The sequence below is a fragment of the Mycolicibacterium chlorophenolicum genome, assembly GCF_001044235.1.
Classification (GTDB): domain Bacteria; phylum Actinomycetota; class Actinomycetes; order Mycobacteriales; family Mycobacteriaceae; genus Mycobacterium; species Mycobacterium chlorophenolicum.
In genome coordinates this window covers 162,658-176,855 of the sequence record NZ_JYNL01000004.1, presented here as the reverse complement: position 1 = coordinate 176,855, position 14,198 = coordinate 162,658, and the positions used below count along the sequence as shown (strand labels likewise).

14 protein-coding genes and 2 pseudogenes are annotated in these 14,198 nt (G+C 66.9%); 8 read left to right on the top strand and 8 right to left on the bottom strand.

Features of this window, described 5'->3' with window-relative positions; genetic code table 11:
• Window positions 1-893: 893 nt before the first annotated feature.
• Window positions 894-1,205 (bottom strand): zinc finger domain-containing protein, encoded by a 312-nt coding sequence (locus MCHLDSM_RS40645; protein ID WP_053855229.1) that lies wholly within the window; start codon window positions 1,203-1,205, stop codon window positions 894-896.
• Window positions 1,206-1,282: 77 nt separating this feature from the next.
• Between MCHLDSM_RS40645 and MCHLDSM_RS02470 the strand changes: the two genes are divergently transcribed.
• Window positions 1,283-1,495, top strand: coding sequence for a hypothetical protein (locus MCHLDSM_RS02470; RefSeq protein WP_048468717.1), 213 nt, complete (start codon window positions 1,283-1,285; stop codon window positions 1,493-1,495).
• Window positions 1,496-1,624: 129 nt separating this feature from the next.
• On the top strand, window positions 1,625-1,915 hold the full coding sequence (locus tag MCHLDSM_RS02465; RefSeq protein WP_048468716.1) for an ANTAR domain-containing protein: 291 nt from the start codon (window positions 1,625-1,627) through the stop codon (window positions 1,913-1,915).
• On the opposite strand, the gene MCHLDSM_RS38320 is transcribed toward MCHLDSM_RS02465, so the two are convergent.
• The 5 genes from MCHLDSM_RS38320 to MCHLDSM_RS02445 all read right to left on the bottom strand — a co-directional run bounded on the left by MCHLDSM_RS38320 (window position 1,829) and on the right by MCHLDSM_RS02445 (window position 6,995).
• Entirely contained in the window at window positions 1,829-2,317 is a 489-nt protein-coding gene (locus MCHLDSM_RS38320; RefSeq protein ID WP_167542120.1) for a hypothetical protein, read from the bottom strand. The two genes, MCHLDSM_RS02465 and MCHLDSM_RS38320, sit on opposite strands and share 87 nt — an antisense overlap.
• Window positions 2,318-2,383: 66 nt before the next feature.
• A complete protein-coding gene (locus tag MCHLDSM_RS02460) occupies window positions 2,384-2,647 on the bottom strand; it encodes a three-helix bundle dimerization domain-containing protein (RefSeq protein WP_322788679.1) in 264 nt (87 codons plus the stop codon).
• A gap of 150 nt (window positions 2,648-2,797) precedes the next feature.
• The gene (locus tag MCHLDSM_RS02455) at window positions 2,798-3,376 is read right to left on the bottom strand and encodes a hypothetical protein (RefSeq protein ID WP_171024473.1); all 579 of its coding nucleotides are present in this window, start codon (window positions 3,374-3,376) and stop codon (window positions 2,798-2,800) included.
• Window positions 3,373-5,505 (bottom strand): tyrosine-type recombinase/integrase, encoded by a 2,133-nt coding sequence (locus MCHLDSM_RS02450; protein ID WP_053082832.1) that lies wholly within the window; start codon window positions 5,503-5,505, stop codon window positions 3,373-3,375. The genes MCHLDSM_RS02455 and MCHLDSM_RS02450 overlap by 4 nt, the downstream gene beginning before the upstream one ends.
• A 365-nt stretch (window positions 5,506-5,870) precedes the next feature.
• The gene (locus MCHLDSM_RS02445; RefSeq protein WP_204814788.1) at window positions 5,871-6,995 is read right to left on the bottom strand and encodes a tyrosine-type recombinase/integrase; all 1,125 of its coding nucleotides are present in this window, start codon (window positions 6,993-6,995) and stop codon (window positions 5,871-5,873) included.
• Window positions 6,996-7,219: 224 nt separating this feature from the next.
• Here MCHLDSM_RS02445 and MCHLDSM_RS40175 point away from each other — a divergent pair.
• The 4 genes and pseudogenes from MCHLDSM_RS40175 to MCHLDSM_RS02430 all read left to right on the top strand — a co-directional run.
• Window positions 7,220-7,330, top strand: a pseudogene (locus tag MCHLDSM_RS40175) (DUF4244 domain-containing protein); the annotation flags it as partial.
• 59 nt (window positions 7,331-7,389) lie between these two features.
• On the top strand, window positions 7,390-7,656 hold the full coding sequence (locus MCHLDSM_RS38920; RefSeq protein ID WP_231508083.1) for a TadE family type IV pilus minor pilin: 267 nt from the start codon (window positions 7,390-7,392) through the stop codon (window positions 7,654-7,656).
• Window positions 7,657-7,669: 13 nt separating this feature from the next.
• Window positions 7,670-7,999 (top strand): annotated as a pseudogene (locus tag MCHLDSM_RS38915) (Rv3654c family TadE-like protein); the annotation flags it as partial.
• Window positions 8,000-8,048: 49 nt separating this feature from the next.
• The gene (locus MCHLDSM_RS02430; RefSeq protein WP_048468713.1) at window positions 8,049-9,275 is read left to right on the top strand and encodes a serine/threonine-protein kinase; all 1,227 of its coding nucleotides are present in this window, start codon (window positions 8,049-8,051) and stop codon (window positions 9,273-9,275) included.
• 7 nt (window positions 9,276-9,282) lie between these two features.
• On the opposite strand, the gene MCHLDSM_RS02425 is transcribed toward MCHLDSM_RS02430, so the two are convergent.
• Together MCHLDSM_RS02425 and MCHLDSM_RS02420 are read right to left on the bottom strand one after the other, a co-directional pair.
• Window positions 9,283-10,359: a PAS domain-containing protein gene (locus MCHLDSM_RS02425; RefSeq protein ID WP_048468712.1), complete on the bottom strand. Its 1,077-nt coding sequence runs from the start codon at window positions 10,357-10,359 to the stop codon at window positions 9,283-9,285.
• A gap of 162 nt (window positions 10,360-10,521) precedes the next feature.
• Window positions 10,522-12,852 (bottom strand): DNA 3'-5' helicase SftH, encoded by a 2,331-nt coding sequence (locus MCHLDSM_RS02420; protein WP_048468747.1) that lies wholly within the window; start codon window positions 12,850-12,852, stop codon window positions 10,522-10,524.
• Between the two features lie 299 nt (window positions 12,853-13,151).
• On the opposite strand from MCHLDSM_RS02420, the gene MCHLDSM_RS02415 reads away from it, so the two are divergent.
• Both MCHLDSM_RS02415 and MCHLDSM_RS02410 read left to right on the top strand, forming a co-directional pair.
• Window positions 13,152-13,355 carry a cold-shock protein gene (locus tag MCHLDSM_RS02415; protein WP_006243848.1) on the top strand — a complete coding sequence of 68 codons (204 nt, stop codon included), beginning with the start codon at window positions 13,152-13,154 and terminating at the stop codon, window positions 13,353-13,355.
• A gap of 139 nt (window positions 13,356-13,494) precedes the next feature.
• On the top strand, window positions 13,495-14,088 hold the full coding sequence (locus MCHLDSM_RS02410) for a hypothetical protein (RefSeq protein WP_048468711.1): 594 nt from the start codon (window positions 13,495-13,497) through the stop codon (window positions 14,086-14,088).
• Window positions 14,089-14,198 lie beyond the last annotated feature (110 nt).

Genomic DNA, 14,198 nt, shown 5'->3' with positions numbered 1-14,198 from the left:
GCTTTGTTTATCTGCCCCTGCCGCGTTGGGTCATTCGTAAAAACGGTCTTCTGAACTGGGTGGTTATGGCCTGTCGCAGGCGATCGGGTTGTTGAGGGACGTTTGGCACGATGCTTACGCGTGAGGGCTCTCATCTGGTCAGTGGGTTCGCGGACCTTTGGCCATGGGTCCGGCGCGGTTGACGATGAGGTCGTCTGAGTGCTGATATTGTGCGGCTCGAAATGGTGATTGATGTCCATTGATTCCAGACCTGATTAGTTGACGTGAAAAGATTGGTTTACAACGTCTATTGTATATCAAAGCTCTGTTGTTCAGCAACGTTTTCGTGTCAATTTGTTTGGTGCGCCGCGTCATTTCTTATGAGCTCTTCATGCACTCGAATCCCGTTCCTGCCGCGCATGATTGTGATGGGGCATACGCATAACGTCTGTTGGGATACATACAGTGCTGCAAGGGTTCTCGACCAGTATTGGGTGCGCATACGCGACCGTCACGAGCCCAAGTCTTTCTCTGGCCTTTTCTCGGTCACGTATTTGACCGACCCTAGGAGTGCTGAACGCAATGTTTATTCAGAAAAGTTTTCCGCGAGCCTCTTTGAGCGTCATTGCGAGTTCTGGGATAACTTTCTGGGCTGGCAGGGCCGTGCGCAGTGGCCTTGCTTGTTGCGAGCGCTCAGCCATTCATGATCGAAAGCCGAGCATGGGGAGTGGGAAACGATTTAGCGACTAGCCGAGGACAGGGTGCAGCCGACCGTGCCCCAGGGTTTTCTGTAGCAGGACGGCGGGACTAGCCGTGTTGATGCTGGTGGCGCCTTATGCGACATGTGTGGGACGGCGGCTGTCTTGCCGTCACATGTGGGACGTCTCTCGGACGTCGAAGCCGAGCTTGTCCGGTTACGTCGGACCGTAGCCGTCGCGGATGACCGGACGTTGTGTCGGCCGGCGCCACAGGACTAGTGAACGCCGGGTTGATTCGTTGATGAGCGTGTACTTGAGGTAGCCGAGGTCCAGGAGTTCGCGTTGGCCGTAGGCGCGTTCGCGGTGGTATCCGGCGAGGCGAGGGCCGGGGCGAAGCGCCTCACATGGTTGGCGACTGGCAGCGCCGCAGCGTGGGCATTGAAAACGTGCCCAGTGGTCGTGTCCGTCGCTGATGATCAGGTCGCCCCTTTGGCCGATGGTGGTGCGCCCGGCGGGCAGGTTGTGCACTGTTGACAGCGCGTGCAACAGGCCCAGGCCCGGATGGGTTGGTCTGGAAGCGGGGGAAGGGATGCCGGGTGGCGGGAGTGTGGAAGACGGTGCACCTGTTCGTTCCCTCGGATCGCTCAGCGAGCGAGGTTTCAAAGTACCTGTGCGACCACATCAATGCGGTTGCCTATGAAGCGGGTGAGTTCGTTCGGCAGGTCAGGATCGGTGACGGGGTCGACCAGGGCACCGGTTGGCATAAGTGGTCGGTGTCTTACCTGCCGGGGCTTGCCGGGGAGGGTGTGTGCGAGTGAGGGTCGGCCAGTAGGCCCCTGTCGCCGCGGCCCCCAGTCCGTTCTGCCGGTTTGTTCGTCCGTGCGGAGGCTGGTGTTCATAGCGCGGGGGTAAACAGGGTGATTGGCAGGATTGCGGCGCGAAAGGGGATGGACGAGGTGGGTGAGTTGGGCCGGGGTGCAGACCCCTCGTCGCGCACGGTGATCGATGTGGCGATCGGCGTGTTGGTGGGATGGCGCGGGTGTTCGCCGCGGGAGGCGTTCGAGGAGTTGGCCTGCGCTGTGCGTGAAACCGGGGTCGGTATCGGCAGCATCGCTCGCGCTTTGGTCGACCTGGCGTGCGGCACGGACCAATCAGCACCGCACCGCGCTGTCGCACTGCGTCTGTGGGGCGATGTGATGCCCAGGCCCTCGGCGCTGGTGAGCGCCTCGAGGAACTAACACGCGGCGTCTGCGGCCCTGGCCCGCCCGGGGGGCCGGGCCAGGGCCGCTTCCCGCGCGCGCTACCGATGCGCTCGGGTTACGGTGTGGCAGATGAGCACGTTGCGGATCTGAGATGACGACATCGCCGCGGCCCGAGCCGCCAATGTTGAGCAGGCCGACTACTACCGCGAGGAGCTTTCCCGTCAGGGCAGATTGCTCGCTGATCGACGAGCCGCCCTCGAGGCCGCCCTGGCGCGGTATCAACTGCGGGGGGAGCTCAATCAGGTACGCCGCATTGAACGCGAAATCCGGCACGAAGATTGGGAACGACAGGCACTGCAGCGCCTCCTCGATGCGATCGAGCAGCGATTCCCCCGTCGAGGGTCTGCCACCGAACCCCACACCGATGACGGCGGTCACCACGCGCAGGGTCGGGGCTTGGCGCCGCGCTCAGCGCAGCCACGCTGAGCCGGATCCGTTGAACCCCTAGGACGACACGGCCAGCAGCCCGGCATTGCGCGACAATTCCGCGCGGGCCCGCCGCTCGACGAGCAACGGGACAAACTCGCGGATCGGGCACTGCTCGAACCGTGCGTGGGCGCTCTGCACGGCGCCGGCCACGTGCTCGGGCGGCAGGTCGGCGTAACGGGTCGTCAGCCGCTGCACAACCTGGTCGATCAACAGTGTTTCGCTGATCTGGGCCATGTCGAACAGCTTGCGGCACGCACGCCGATCGCGCAACGGGATCAATCTCACGAATGTAAGTTCCCCGACGACCCCGCCGCGGCCACGACACGCCTTCCGCTTCATTGGTCACAGCCTCACCATGAGCCACACCGGAACGTATGTTCGATATGGGTGGCAGGCTCACCGGGCCGGCACGTCGTGTAAGTGCGAGCGTCATGTCGGCTCCATTTGGCCGCTGGTGTCGCGGATCATCTGGCGCAGGCTGGCTCGGACGGCGATGAGGTCGTCTTGTGCCTCGGTGAGTTGACTTTGAAGCCTTTGGTTGTCGTCAGCGAGTTCGGCGTTGGCGTTGTGGAGTTCCCGGTTGGCTTCGAGTAGTTCCTCGATTCGAGTGCGGAGGTCGCGTGTGTTGTGGCGGTCGAGCTGTTGGCCGAGTTGTTCGCGTAGTGCGTCGGTGAGTCGGGCGATTTCGGCGCGCAGGGTGCGGTTGTCTTGGCGCGCCAGTTCGAGGTCAGTTCTCAAGCTGGCTTCACTGGCGCGGGTTCCAGCGAGTTGTTGCCGGTGGGGTTGTGCGGCTTGGTAGTCGCGGGCGGCTTCGATGTATTCGCGGACCCCGTCGGCGTAGACCAACCAGGTCGATACCTGGGCTGCGCGGGCGATGAGCGCGAAAGTGATGGGCGTGTCGGTGTGTTTGATTTCGTCGACCGCGGCAAAGACGCGGGCGCGTTTCTGGTGGGAATCGCGTCGGCGGGCGTCTTTGAGGACGTCGGTGGGTGTGCGGGGAGCGGTCATCGGTCGTTCCTGTTGACAACCGTCAGGGGTAGGACCGTTTTGCCTTGGGCTGCACGGGTTTTCCGCAGCACAGCTGAGGCGTCCTCGACGCGGCGGCGCTCGCCGGGGTCAAGTGCTTGCAACTGGGTGCGCATGGCAGCTATCACGGTGTCGAATTGGTCGATTTCAGCGCTCAGGTTGTCGATGACGAAACTGGCGGCGTCGATGGCTTGTGCGGTTTCCCGGTTGGCTTTGAGTGCTCGGAGGTGGTCCTCGATCGCTGGGATGTAGGAGGGGTCGGGTCGGTAGAACCCGCAGCCAGAACATTGGAAACGTATGGGACATGCCTGGCCGCCGGCTTTGACGTTGGACGGTTCGGTGCAGTTGCCGTACGGGACAGCCACTGACCGCAGTTCATAGGCGCTCAGAGAGGACGGTTTGCGAGCGCCGAGTCGGTCAACGGTCAGTGCGGCGATGGTCGCGACTGCTTCGCGTTTACGGCGAAGCGATATGTCGTAGTAGCCCATGGTGGTCGAAATGCTCTTGTGGTCCATTAAGTCGCGCAGGACGTCGACTGGTACTCCTGCATCGGCATGACGTTGGGCATAGCTGTGGCGGAAGGCATAGGCGTAGACGGAGACACCTTCCAGTGGTCGGGTTTGGCCGGTGGGCAGCACAACGTTGTCGTTGATCCATGCCGTCCAGATACGCAGCGCGTCACCGACTGTCTGGGTGCGCAGGTACGGGATAGGCGCCGTGCTTGAGCGGGCAGGGAATAAGTACTCGGCACTGGCCTCGGCGATGAGGACGTTGGCACGTACTTGTTGCCAGTCGCGTATCGCCGCGGCGGTCTGCTGGCTGATGGGTAGTCGACGACCCAGCCGTTTGCCTTTGACGTTGTCCCATACCAGTTCTGGTTCGTTCCCATCGAGGAGGCAGTCGGCGCGCAGCTGGCAGATTTCGCCGGGCCGGCGCCCAGTATCGCGCAGCAGGATGTAGACGCAGCGGAACATCTGCTTGACCTGCTCTGCGTTGAGGCTGCTATGAAGTCTTCCGCTGGCCAGGGCGTCGAGATTGTCGTCGAGAAGCCTGATCACGGGCTCGGGCAGGCCCTGGCGGGCCCGCTCTTCGCTGCGTGACTCGGCGTCGGCGATGGTGTGGTGATGCTGGCGGATGAATGAGGCAGACATGTCGCGCAGCGGGCCGGTGGCGCGGCCGTAGTCGAGCAGGTCGATGAACCTTGCGAACAGGATCCGGCGGGTTTGAACGGTCAGCAGTCCCTTGCCGTCACGGCGGCCAAGCACACGGAACGCTTCGACGACGGCATCCATGTCGGCGACCTCCAACGCGGCGAGGTCTTCGCCGCCGCCGGGTCTGCGGGCCAGACCGTCGGAGGCGGCGGTGGCCGCGCGGATGGTCTCCACGACGATGTAGGTCGGGATGCGAGTGAGCTCGGCTTGGGCCCAGCGGCGGGTTATGTCATTGAGCCAGCTCACTGTGATGGGAGTGAAATCGAGTGCACCCTTTCGACGCCGGCTGCCCCCGTGGGTCGCCGGGTCGTGAGCCAGGCCCATGGTCACCAGGTCCCAGACCTGCCGGTCGGTATGGGCACGGCCGTTGACCTCTTCGTAGGCGTCATGCAGGGTGCGGGCGAATTCGAACAAGTGAGCAGTGGAGTTGGCGTTGCGGCCCTGTCGTGCCTGCAGGCGCTCGAACTTCGGCGTGCCGAAAATTGTTGCCAGGCTTTGAGTTGACCCCAGGGTGGTGACCACTGAGCGCACAGCCGAGGCGTCCATGCGTCCGTTTCGGGCATCGCGGCGTTGCAGTGCGTAGAGAAGCTCCCAGCGCATCTGCTCGGCCAATGGAACCAGCGAGAACATGTTCATGGCCAGATGCGGCGGTTGGGTGCGGGCCCACTGTTGCATCGTGGCGCGGCTGCCGCTGCGTCGATAACGGGTGCGGTGCAGAATGCAAAGCCCAGTGGCGTAAGAGGATTCCACCTCGCATCCCAGCACCATGCAGTCCGGCAAAGCTTCAAACGGGATGGCGATGGTGGTCGACCATCGTTTGAGACTGGGCGAGCGGCGGTCATGCTTGTAGACGTGCCAGCGGATGTTGTGGTCTTCGCACAGCCCTTGGGCCAGCGGCATCCGTTCACAACGCACGCCATCGCGTCGCACGATGCATGGTCCCTCGCGTCGTTCACCCGGGCGGTTCTGGCGAGCCGGGGGCGTGTACGTCGCGGTGAATTCTTCGAGGGTCAAACCCGATTGGCGGTATGCCCTGCCGCAGTGCCGGCACAAGCCTGAGGAGCGCCGAGCGATCCCGCAAGTGGCACACGGGCGGCTGACCGTCTGAGGGTTGCTCAGATCGCCGATGAACAGCCACGTTGAGTGGTCCCACTCCCCGCGCCGCCATCGCAGGTCGACGTTGCGGCGTAACCATGTCAGCCAATCCACTGATTCCGATGCCGGGACAACGATCTCGGCTGCCGCTCCCTGCGCTGCTGAGGCGCTCACCGCATCGCCCATTTCGCTGCGACCCGCTCGACCGCCCGGCGCTTCGTCGCGTCGGTCGGGTGCAAGTAGCGCTCCATCGACATCGGCGAGACATGCCCTAACAGCCGCTGCACGGTGTCACGTGCGGCACCGTTTTCCATCCACTCCGTGGCTGCGGTGTGGCGAAGCATGTGTGGATGGGCGGTAAAACCGACCTTCGTTGAGAGCCGCTCAAACAGCGCGTAGGCGTTGCCGTAACGCATCCCGCCCCCCAGCGGCGGGCGGTAGATGTTGACGAACACCATGTCGGAGTCGACCGCTGCACTGACCTCGTCGCGTTCGTACTGATAGTCGGCATAAAGCTGGACCAGCTCGGTGGGCACCGGAATCGAGCGCGGCGCACGCGCCTTCGCGATTGCGCCGTTGTCATTCAACCGCCGCCGAATATGAACATGGGGCCCAGCGATCGCGCAGCCCAGGACAGTCGACGACGCCAGCAAGTGCAGATCTTCGCGGCGCAGTCCCAGTGCCTCACCGATCCGCATTCCAGTTACCGCCAGCAGCGCTAGAAGGAAGCGGTCTCGGGGATTCGTGGTCGCCACGATCAGCTGCTCGACCTGCTCAAGGCTCAAGCTCTTCGTCTCCGCCGCCGTCGCCGCCAAGCGCAGCGCCTTAACCTGTACCACCGAGTACACAGCTTGGCCGCTGTCGCCGGCCCCAGGCAGATAGCGGACGTGACGCGGGGACGCCAACCGATCGATCAACTCCAGCGGCACCCATCCCTGCGCGGCGCCAAACCGTAAGAACTCACACACTGTCGTCATGATTTGGTTCGCAGTCTGGGGCGAACGCAACCGCGCACTACCCTTCGGCGGTGTCGTGACCAACCATCTCAGAAACTGACTGAGCTCGGCGAAGTCGATTGTCTGCCAATCGATTTGCATGTCCGAGCAATAGGACAAGAACAGCGCGACGCGACCGGCATAGGTTCGTTCCGTGTAGGGGGAACGTCCCTGTGACCGCAGCGCGGCCAGATAGGCCGAACCCTCGGCATGCAGGACATACGAGTCTGACGCGATCACGTACCGGCCGATCCCATCAGCATCCGAAACCGCTCTCTCGGCGATATACGAGTTGGACACGCACCGAAGGTAAACGTCGTAGCCAACGACAGGGTGGATAACAGTCAGACTCGTCACCCAACACCGGTCAACCAAATGTGCCTTAGACGGAAGCGGACGCGCAGATAACTTTGTCCAATGCGCGGNGTAAACGTCGTAGCCAACGACAGGGTGGATAACAGTCAGACTCGTCACCCAACACCGGTCAACCAAATGTGCCTTAGACGGAAGCGGACGCGCAGATAACGATCGCCGCCGCGGCATTCGGCGCCATTCTCTACACCGTCGTCACCGGCGACTCGATCGTCGGCGCGCTGACGAACATCATCAGCCGGGCGCTCACCACCAACGTCTAGATGGCGCGGCCGGCTTCGCCACCGTCGAGGCGGCGATCGCGATCCTGTCGTTGGTGGCGATGCTGGTGCTCTGCCTGGCGGGTCTCACCGCGGTCACCATGCAGGTGCGTTGCGTCGACGCGGCCCGAGAGGCGGCGCGGTTGGCGGCGCGTGGTGACGACGCCGTCGCCGCCGACGCCGCACGACGGGTCGCGCCGGCGGGGGCGGGGGTGCACCTGCGCCGGGACGGCGGGTACGTCGTCGCGACGGTCAGCGCGAGGTCGGCGTTGCTGCCCGGCATCGAGATCGCGGCCCGCGGCGTGTCCGCCGTGGAACCGGGCGGCTGACGACCACGGCGCAGCGACCGTCGTCGCCGCGCTGATGCTCCTCGCGCTCGGTGCCGTGACCACGGGGGGCGCGCTGGTCGGGTCGGTGGTGGTGGCCCGGCACCGGGCGGCGGCGGCCGCCGATCTGGCGGCACTGGCCGCGGCCGCCCAGCTGCCCGCAGGTCCCCGAGCAGCCTGCTCGGCTGCGGACGCGATCGCCCGGTCGATGGCCGCTACGGTGGCACGGTGCGATGTCGACGGGGTGGACGTGATCGTGGTCGCCGAGGCCGCACCCGGTTTCGCGGCCAGATGGACCGGCGCGGCGACGGCGTCGGCGCGCGCCGGACCGGTGCAGCCGGGATGAGCACCGGCGGGCGTGTTTACGGCGTCGTAAGGCGGGTTACGCACACCTCATGACCGGCCGCGAACTTCTCGTGGGCCGCTACGAACAACGCGGCGTTCTCGGTCGCGGCGGCATGGCCGAGGTCCGCGACGGATGGGACACCCGGCTGTGCCGACCCGTGGCCATCAAGGTGCTGCATCCGGCGTTCAACAGCGACCCCGACCTGCGTCGACGGTTCGAGGTGGAGGCGCGCGCAGCCGCCGCCCTCGAGCATCCCAACGTCGTCGCGGTGCACGACTTCGGTGAGCACGACGACTCGCCGTTCATCGTGATGGAGCGGCTCCCCGGCCGCACCCTGCACGACGTGATGGGCGCCGGCCCGATGACCCCGCATCAGGTGCGCGCCGTGCTCGATGACGTCCTCGCCGGCCTGGGCGCCGCCCACGCCGCCGGGGTGCTGCACCGCGACATCAAACCGGGCAACATCCTGCTCTCGGCCAGCGGGGACCGGATGAAGGTCGCCGACTTCGGCATCGCCAAAACGGGCGGCGCCGCCGACACCAAGACCGGCCAGATCATCGGCACCATGTGCTACATGAGCCCGGAACGGGTGATGGGCGCCCCGGCCTCGGTGGCCGACGACCTCTACGCCGTGGCCGTCATCGGCTACGAGGCGCTGCTCGGGCGCCGGGCCTTCCCGCACGACCACCCCGTCGCCCTCGCCCGCGCCATCATCGACACCCCGCCACCGCCGGTGAGCGCCTGTCGCGCCGACGTCGACCCCGTACTGGCCGCTGTCATCGAACGCGGGATGGCCCGCGACCCGGCTCAGCGCTTCGCGAGCTCCGATCAGATGCGGGCCGCACTCGCCGGCGATCCCGCCGCACTGAGGGGCGGACCCGCCCCGGCGCCCGTCGTCACCGGTCCGCGCCCGGCGACCAGGGTGATGGCCGCACCGCTGCCGCCGACCGCCGGCTACCCGCCGCCGCCGCAACTCCGCTCGTCGCAGCGCAGGCGCCCGCGCCGCTACCTGCTCGCCGCGGCCGGCATCCTGGCCGCGTTCGTCGTGTCGGCACTGGCACTGGCGCTGGATCCGTTCGCCTCGTCACCGTCACCGGCGTCGATCAGCACCAGCACGAGCGTGCCGCCGCCCACCACCAGCGTCGCCCCGCCTCCGCCCCCGGCGCCGGTTCCCGTCGTGCAGGAGCCTGCGCCTGCACCTCCGCAGCCCGCGCCGGGACCCGGCAACGGCCATGGGAACGGCAAGGGCAACGGCGGCGGGAAGAAAAAGGACTGAGCACGGCTCAGCGCTTGCCGTTTTTCCTTGTGCGCGTGCGTTTTTCGTCCACCGCGGGCGGTTGCCTCTCGTCGAGCTGCGCGTCCTCGATCTCAGTGGGCGTCGGCAGGCGCAGCTCGGCCAGCCCGGCATGCACACCTTCGCGCAGCTCGACTCGGTGCACGGTCACATGCACCGGCGTCCATCCGCCGTCACGGGCGATCACGCGCAGCACTCCGGACACGGCGCCGCTGCCGAAACCGGCGGCCATCTCCATCGCCGTGGCCATGTCGTCCGGGTGGATCCCCTCGGCGCCGGACATTCCTGCACGCCAGTCGAAGAACGGCGCCGGGTCGTCGAGCCACTTCACCAGCATCCAGTGCTGCGGATCGACCAGCGCCCGGTGCACGCCCGGCCGGGCCAGGCCCGCGAGGATGCGCTGCGCCAGCAGATCGTCCTGCACCGTGCGGCCCTCCCGCACGCTGCGCCAGTTCATCGCCCGGCACACCAGACGATCTCGGCCGTCATCGTCGGTCTCGGCAAGGGAGCGCGCCACGAATCCGATGGTGATCTGTTCGCCGCGGTAGTCGGTGACATCCCAGGTGCTGCAGATCGTCACGCCCGCTTCGGGTTTGATCAGCATGCTGATGACCTCGGCCTCGTGCGGCTTGAGGTCACGGCGCGGCAGATCGTCGGCGAAGGCGCGGTCGTGCGTGGGCTGCTTCGTCGGATCCCAGCCGCCGATCTCCAACGATTCGGTGGTGTCGGTGGCGGTGCCGGCGGTCAGATCCCACACCAGGGGGCCCACCGGCGGGCGCGGGGGCGGTTCCTCGTCGGCCGCGCCGATCCACATCTGCACGCCATGGATGCGGCCGTCGGACATCACGACGACCTCGGTGCGGATCACGCAGTCGTTCTTCGGGGTGATGCTGCTCAACCCGGACCCGCCGCGCACCGTCTCACTGATCGCCGTCTGGATCGCCATCAGATGCGGATTGCGCCGCAGCAACGACGAGATGGGGATGAGGTTGACGGTCCGCGCACCCTGCGCCACCACGGTGGGCTCACTGCCCAGTGTCTCCACGAGCATCCAGTCGTGGCTCATGCGTCGATCCTACCGACGACGGGCCGCGGCAAACACGACAGCGCAGCCCCGCGGTCTTGCCCCGCCCGCATGTGAAGGGGTAGGTTGCGATCCATCGAGGCGGTTACGGATACCGTTGTCGGCAACCACGGCGACTGTCGAGGGGTCGGTCGCCAGCACGGGTCACCCCCTCGTCAGCGCGTCGAGAACCAGGCGCAACACCCGGACGGCACCGTCCTTGTCCAGCGGATCGTTGCCGTTTCCGCACTTGGGTGACTGCACGCACGACGGGCATCCCGCCGGGCATTCGCACGCCTCGATGGCCGAGGCGGTGGCGTCCCACCAGCGCGCGATCGCACCGTAACCGCGCGCAGCGAAGCCGGCGCCGCCCGGATGGCCGTCGTAGACGAAGATCGTCGGCAGCCCGTCGACGGGCCCGACCGCGGTGGACACCCCACCGATGTCCCCGCGGTCGCAACTGGCGATCAGCGGCAGCAGTCCGATGGCCGCGTGTTCGGCCGCGTGCAGCGATCCGGGTATCCGCAGCGGGTCGATTCCCCTGTCCGCCAACGCTTCCGGTGTGATCGTGCACATCACCGCCATGGTGTCGAGCGTGCGGGTGGGCATGTCGAGTTCGCAGAAGTCGATGATCTCCCCATCGAGGCGGCGGCGCAGATATCCGGTCACGGTGTTGCTCACACACACCGGCACCAGGCCGACGGTGACCGGCCCGTGCGCAGAGCGTTCGCCGGGGCCGGTGGCGGTGATGTCGGTCAGTTCCCGCGCGAATGTGGTGTAGCCGGGGTCCTCGGCATGTACGAACGCGATGCCGTCCTCGAAATCCAGCGAATCCACCACGTAGGTCTCGCCCTGATGCAGGTAGACCGCGCCGGGATGCACCGAGGCGGGCGCCTGCCCCGCCCCCGCGCTGCCGAGCATCCGGCCGGTGTCGGCCTCCAGGATCGCGATCTGCCCACCGCTCGCCCCGCGGATGTCCACCGCGGGGTGGGGGTCCACGCCGGGGGCGGGGAAATAGCCACTGGGGCGCCGGCGCAGCAGTCCGTCGTCGACGAGCGTGCCCGCCACCGCCTCGGCGTCCCACATCCGCACCTCGGCGTCGGTCAACGGTAATTCGGTTGCCGCGCAGAGAAGTTGAGGGCCGAGCACGTAGGGGTTGCCCGGATCGATGACCACCCGCTCGATCGGCTTGTCCAGCAGAGCCGCCGGATGGTGCACGAGGTAGGTGTCGAGCGGGTCGTCGCGGGCGATCAGCACCACCAGGGCGCCCTGCCCGCGCCGCCCGGCGCGGCCCGCCTGCTGCCAGAACGATGCGACGGTACCGGGAAACCCGGCCAGCACAACGGCATCCAGGCCCGCGATGTCCACGCCGAGCTCGAGAGCGTTCGTGGTCGCCATCCCGCGCAGGCGACCGTCGGCCAGGGCCCGTTCCAGTGAGCGCCGGTCCTCGGCGAGATAGCCCGCCCGGTAGGACGCCACCTGTTCGGCCAACTCCGGTGCCGTGTCGGCCAACCGCGCCCGGGCGCCCAGGGCGGCGAGCTCCGCGCCGCGCCGTGAGCGGACGAACGTCATCGTGCGCGCCCCCTCGGTGATCAGGTCGGCCATCACCCGGGAGGCCTCCGCGCCGGCCGACCGGCGCACCGGCGCCCCGTTCTCGCCGACGAGGTCGGCGATCAGCGCAGGCTCCCACAGCGCCACGGTGCGCGCCCCCTGCGGTGAGCCGTCCTCGGTGACCTCGGCTACGGTCTGTCCGATCAGCTCCGACGCCGTGCGCGCCGGCTCGGCCGTGGTGGCACTGGCGAAGATGACGGTCGGCATCTCCCCGCCGGGGGCGTAGCGGGCGCACAGCCGCAGCAGGCGGCGCAGCACCATCGCCACGTTGGATCCGAAAATACCTCGGTAGTAATGACATTCGTCGACAACGACGTATCGGAGGTGACGCAGGAAGATCGCCCAGCGGGCGTGGTTGCGCAGCATCGACAGATGGATCATGTCCGGGTTGGAGAAGATCCACCGCGACCGTTCGCGCGCGAACCGGCGCACGTCGGCGGAGGTGTCGCCGTCATACGGCGTCGGCGCGACGTCGTCGAGTCCGGCGGCCGCGGTCAGCGAGGCCACCGCGCGCAACTGATCGTGCCCGAGCGCCTTGGTCGGGGACAGGTACAGCGCCCGGGATCGCGGATTCTCCGACAGCGCCGTCAATATCGGGAGCTGGTAGGCCAGTGACTTGCCCGACGCGGTGCCGGTACTGAGCACGACGTGGCGACCGTCGCGGGCGAGTTCGGCCGCGGCGAGCTGATGCGACCACGGGGCCTCGATTCCGCGATCATGGAAGGCCCGCACCACATCTGGGGGCGTCCACGCCGGCCAGGCGAGGCTGCGCGCACGGCGCGGCGGGAGGTCGGCGACGTGGCGCAGCGGGTGCTCGTCGGCCGGGGTGCCCTCGACCGCGCAGGCCAGCAGCTCGCGGCCGAAACCCGGCCCCGGATCAGCCACCTCGGACCCTTCCACACATCCCCTACATCGCGTCGTACCTGAATTGTCGCCTACATGTTGGTTCTGAAGCGCTTGTCGGACTGTCGCAGCAGCGCGAGACGTGGTTGACTTACCGCGGTCGCAGCTTCTGTGTTCGTGTATACGCACTCGCAGGAACGACGTTGCGATCGCGGTTCCTGCGAGGGTTGTAGGTCGGGTCGAGTTCCGAGCACTCCACGAAGGTATGGCGGTCGGAACGGGCCCGGTCTGCCGGAAGTCGGTGGACCGCTCCCGGTAAGAAGAGAAGGAAATTACGAAAGATGCCACAGGGAACTGTGAAGTGGTTCAACGCGGAGAAGGGCTTCGGCTTCATCGCCCCCGAGGACGGCTCCGCTGACGTTTTTGTCCACTACACGGAGATCCAGGGTTCCGGCTTCCGCACCCTGGAAGAGAACCAGAAGGTCGAGTTCGAGGTCGGCCAGAGCCCCAAGGGGCCGCAGGCCACCGGCGTTCGCGCCGTCTGAGTAACCGAAGACCTCTTCGAACACCCCCGCGCCATCCACACCAGGACGACGCGGGGGTGTTTCGTTTCGCCGTGAGGCGACGCGCAGCGGCAACGCGGGGTTCACGTCGGCGCGCTCGGGCTGGCCTACTGTCGTCAGTGTGAGCCAGCTGTCCTTCTTCTCGGCTGAGTCGGTGCCGCCGGCGATCGCCGATCTGACGGGGATTCTGGCTGCGCCGGGACAGGTCGTTCTGGCCGGGGGACCCCAGGGGCAGGCCGCGCGCCTGTCGGTGGTGGTCGATCAGCTGTGGCGTGCCGAGGCGTTGGCGGAGATGATCGCCGAGGCCGGCCTGGACCCCGAGATCTCCCGCACCGACGAGAACAGCCCGCTGGTGCGGACAGCACTCGACGTCCGACTGGTCGCGATCGCCGTGGAGTGGACGCGCGGAGCGGTCAAGACCGTGCCCGCGCAGTGGCTGCCCGGCCCGCGGGAGTTGCGCTCCTGGACGCTGGCCGCGGGCAGTCCGGAAGCCGACGACCGCTACCTGCTCGGGTTGGACCCGCACGCGCCGGACACCCATGCCGCGCTCGCGTCGGCGATGATGCGGGTGGGAATCGCGCCGACGCTCATCGGGACGCGGGGGGCGCGGCCGGCGCTGCGGATCAGCGGTCGGCGACGGCTGTCGCGCCTGGTAGAGAACGTGGGGGAACCTCCGGAGGCCCCTGAGGCGTTGGCTCAGTGGCCGAGGATCTGACGGTTCGGGGGTGATCGCGGCGCGGGGGGCCGGTTTGCGTCGGCACGCCCGGGGTGCGAAATTGACTGTTGCCGCAGCGGGGCAGCACAGGAACGTGCGAGCCTGCAGGG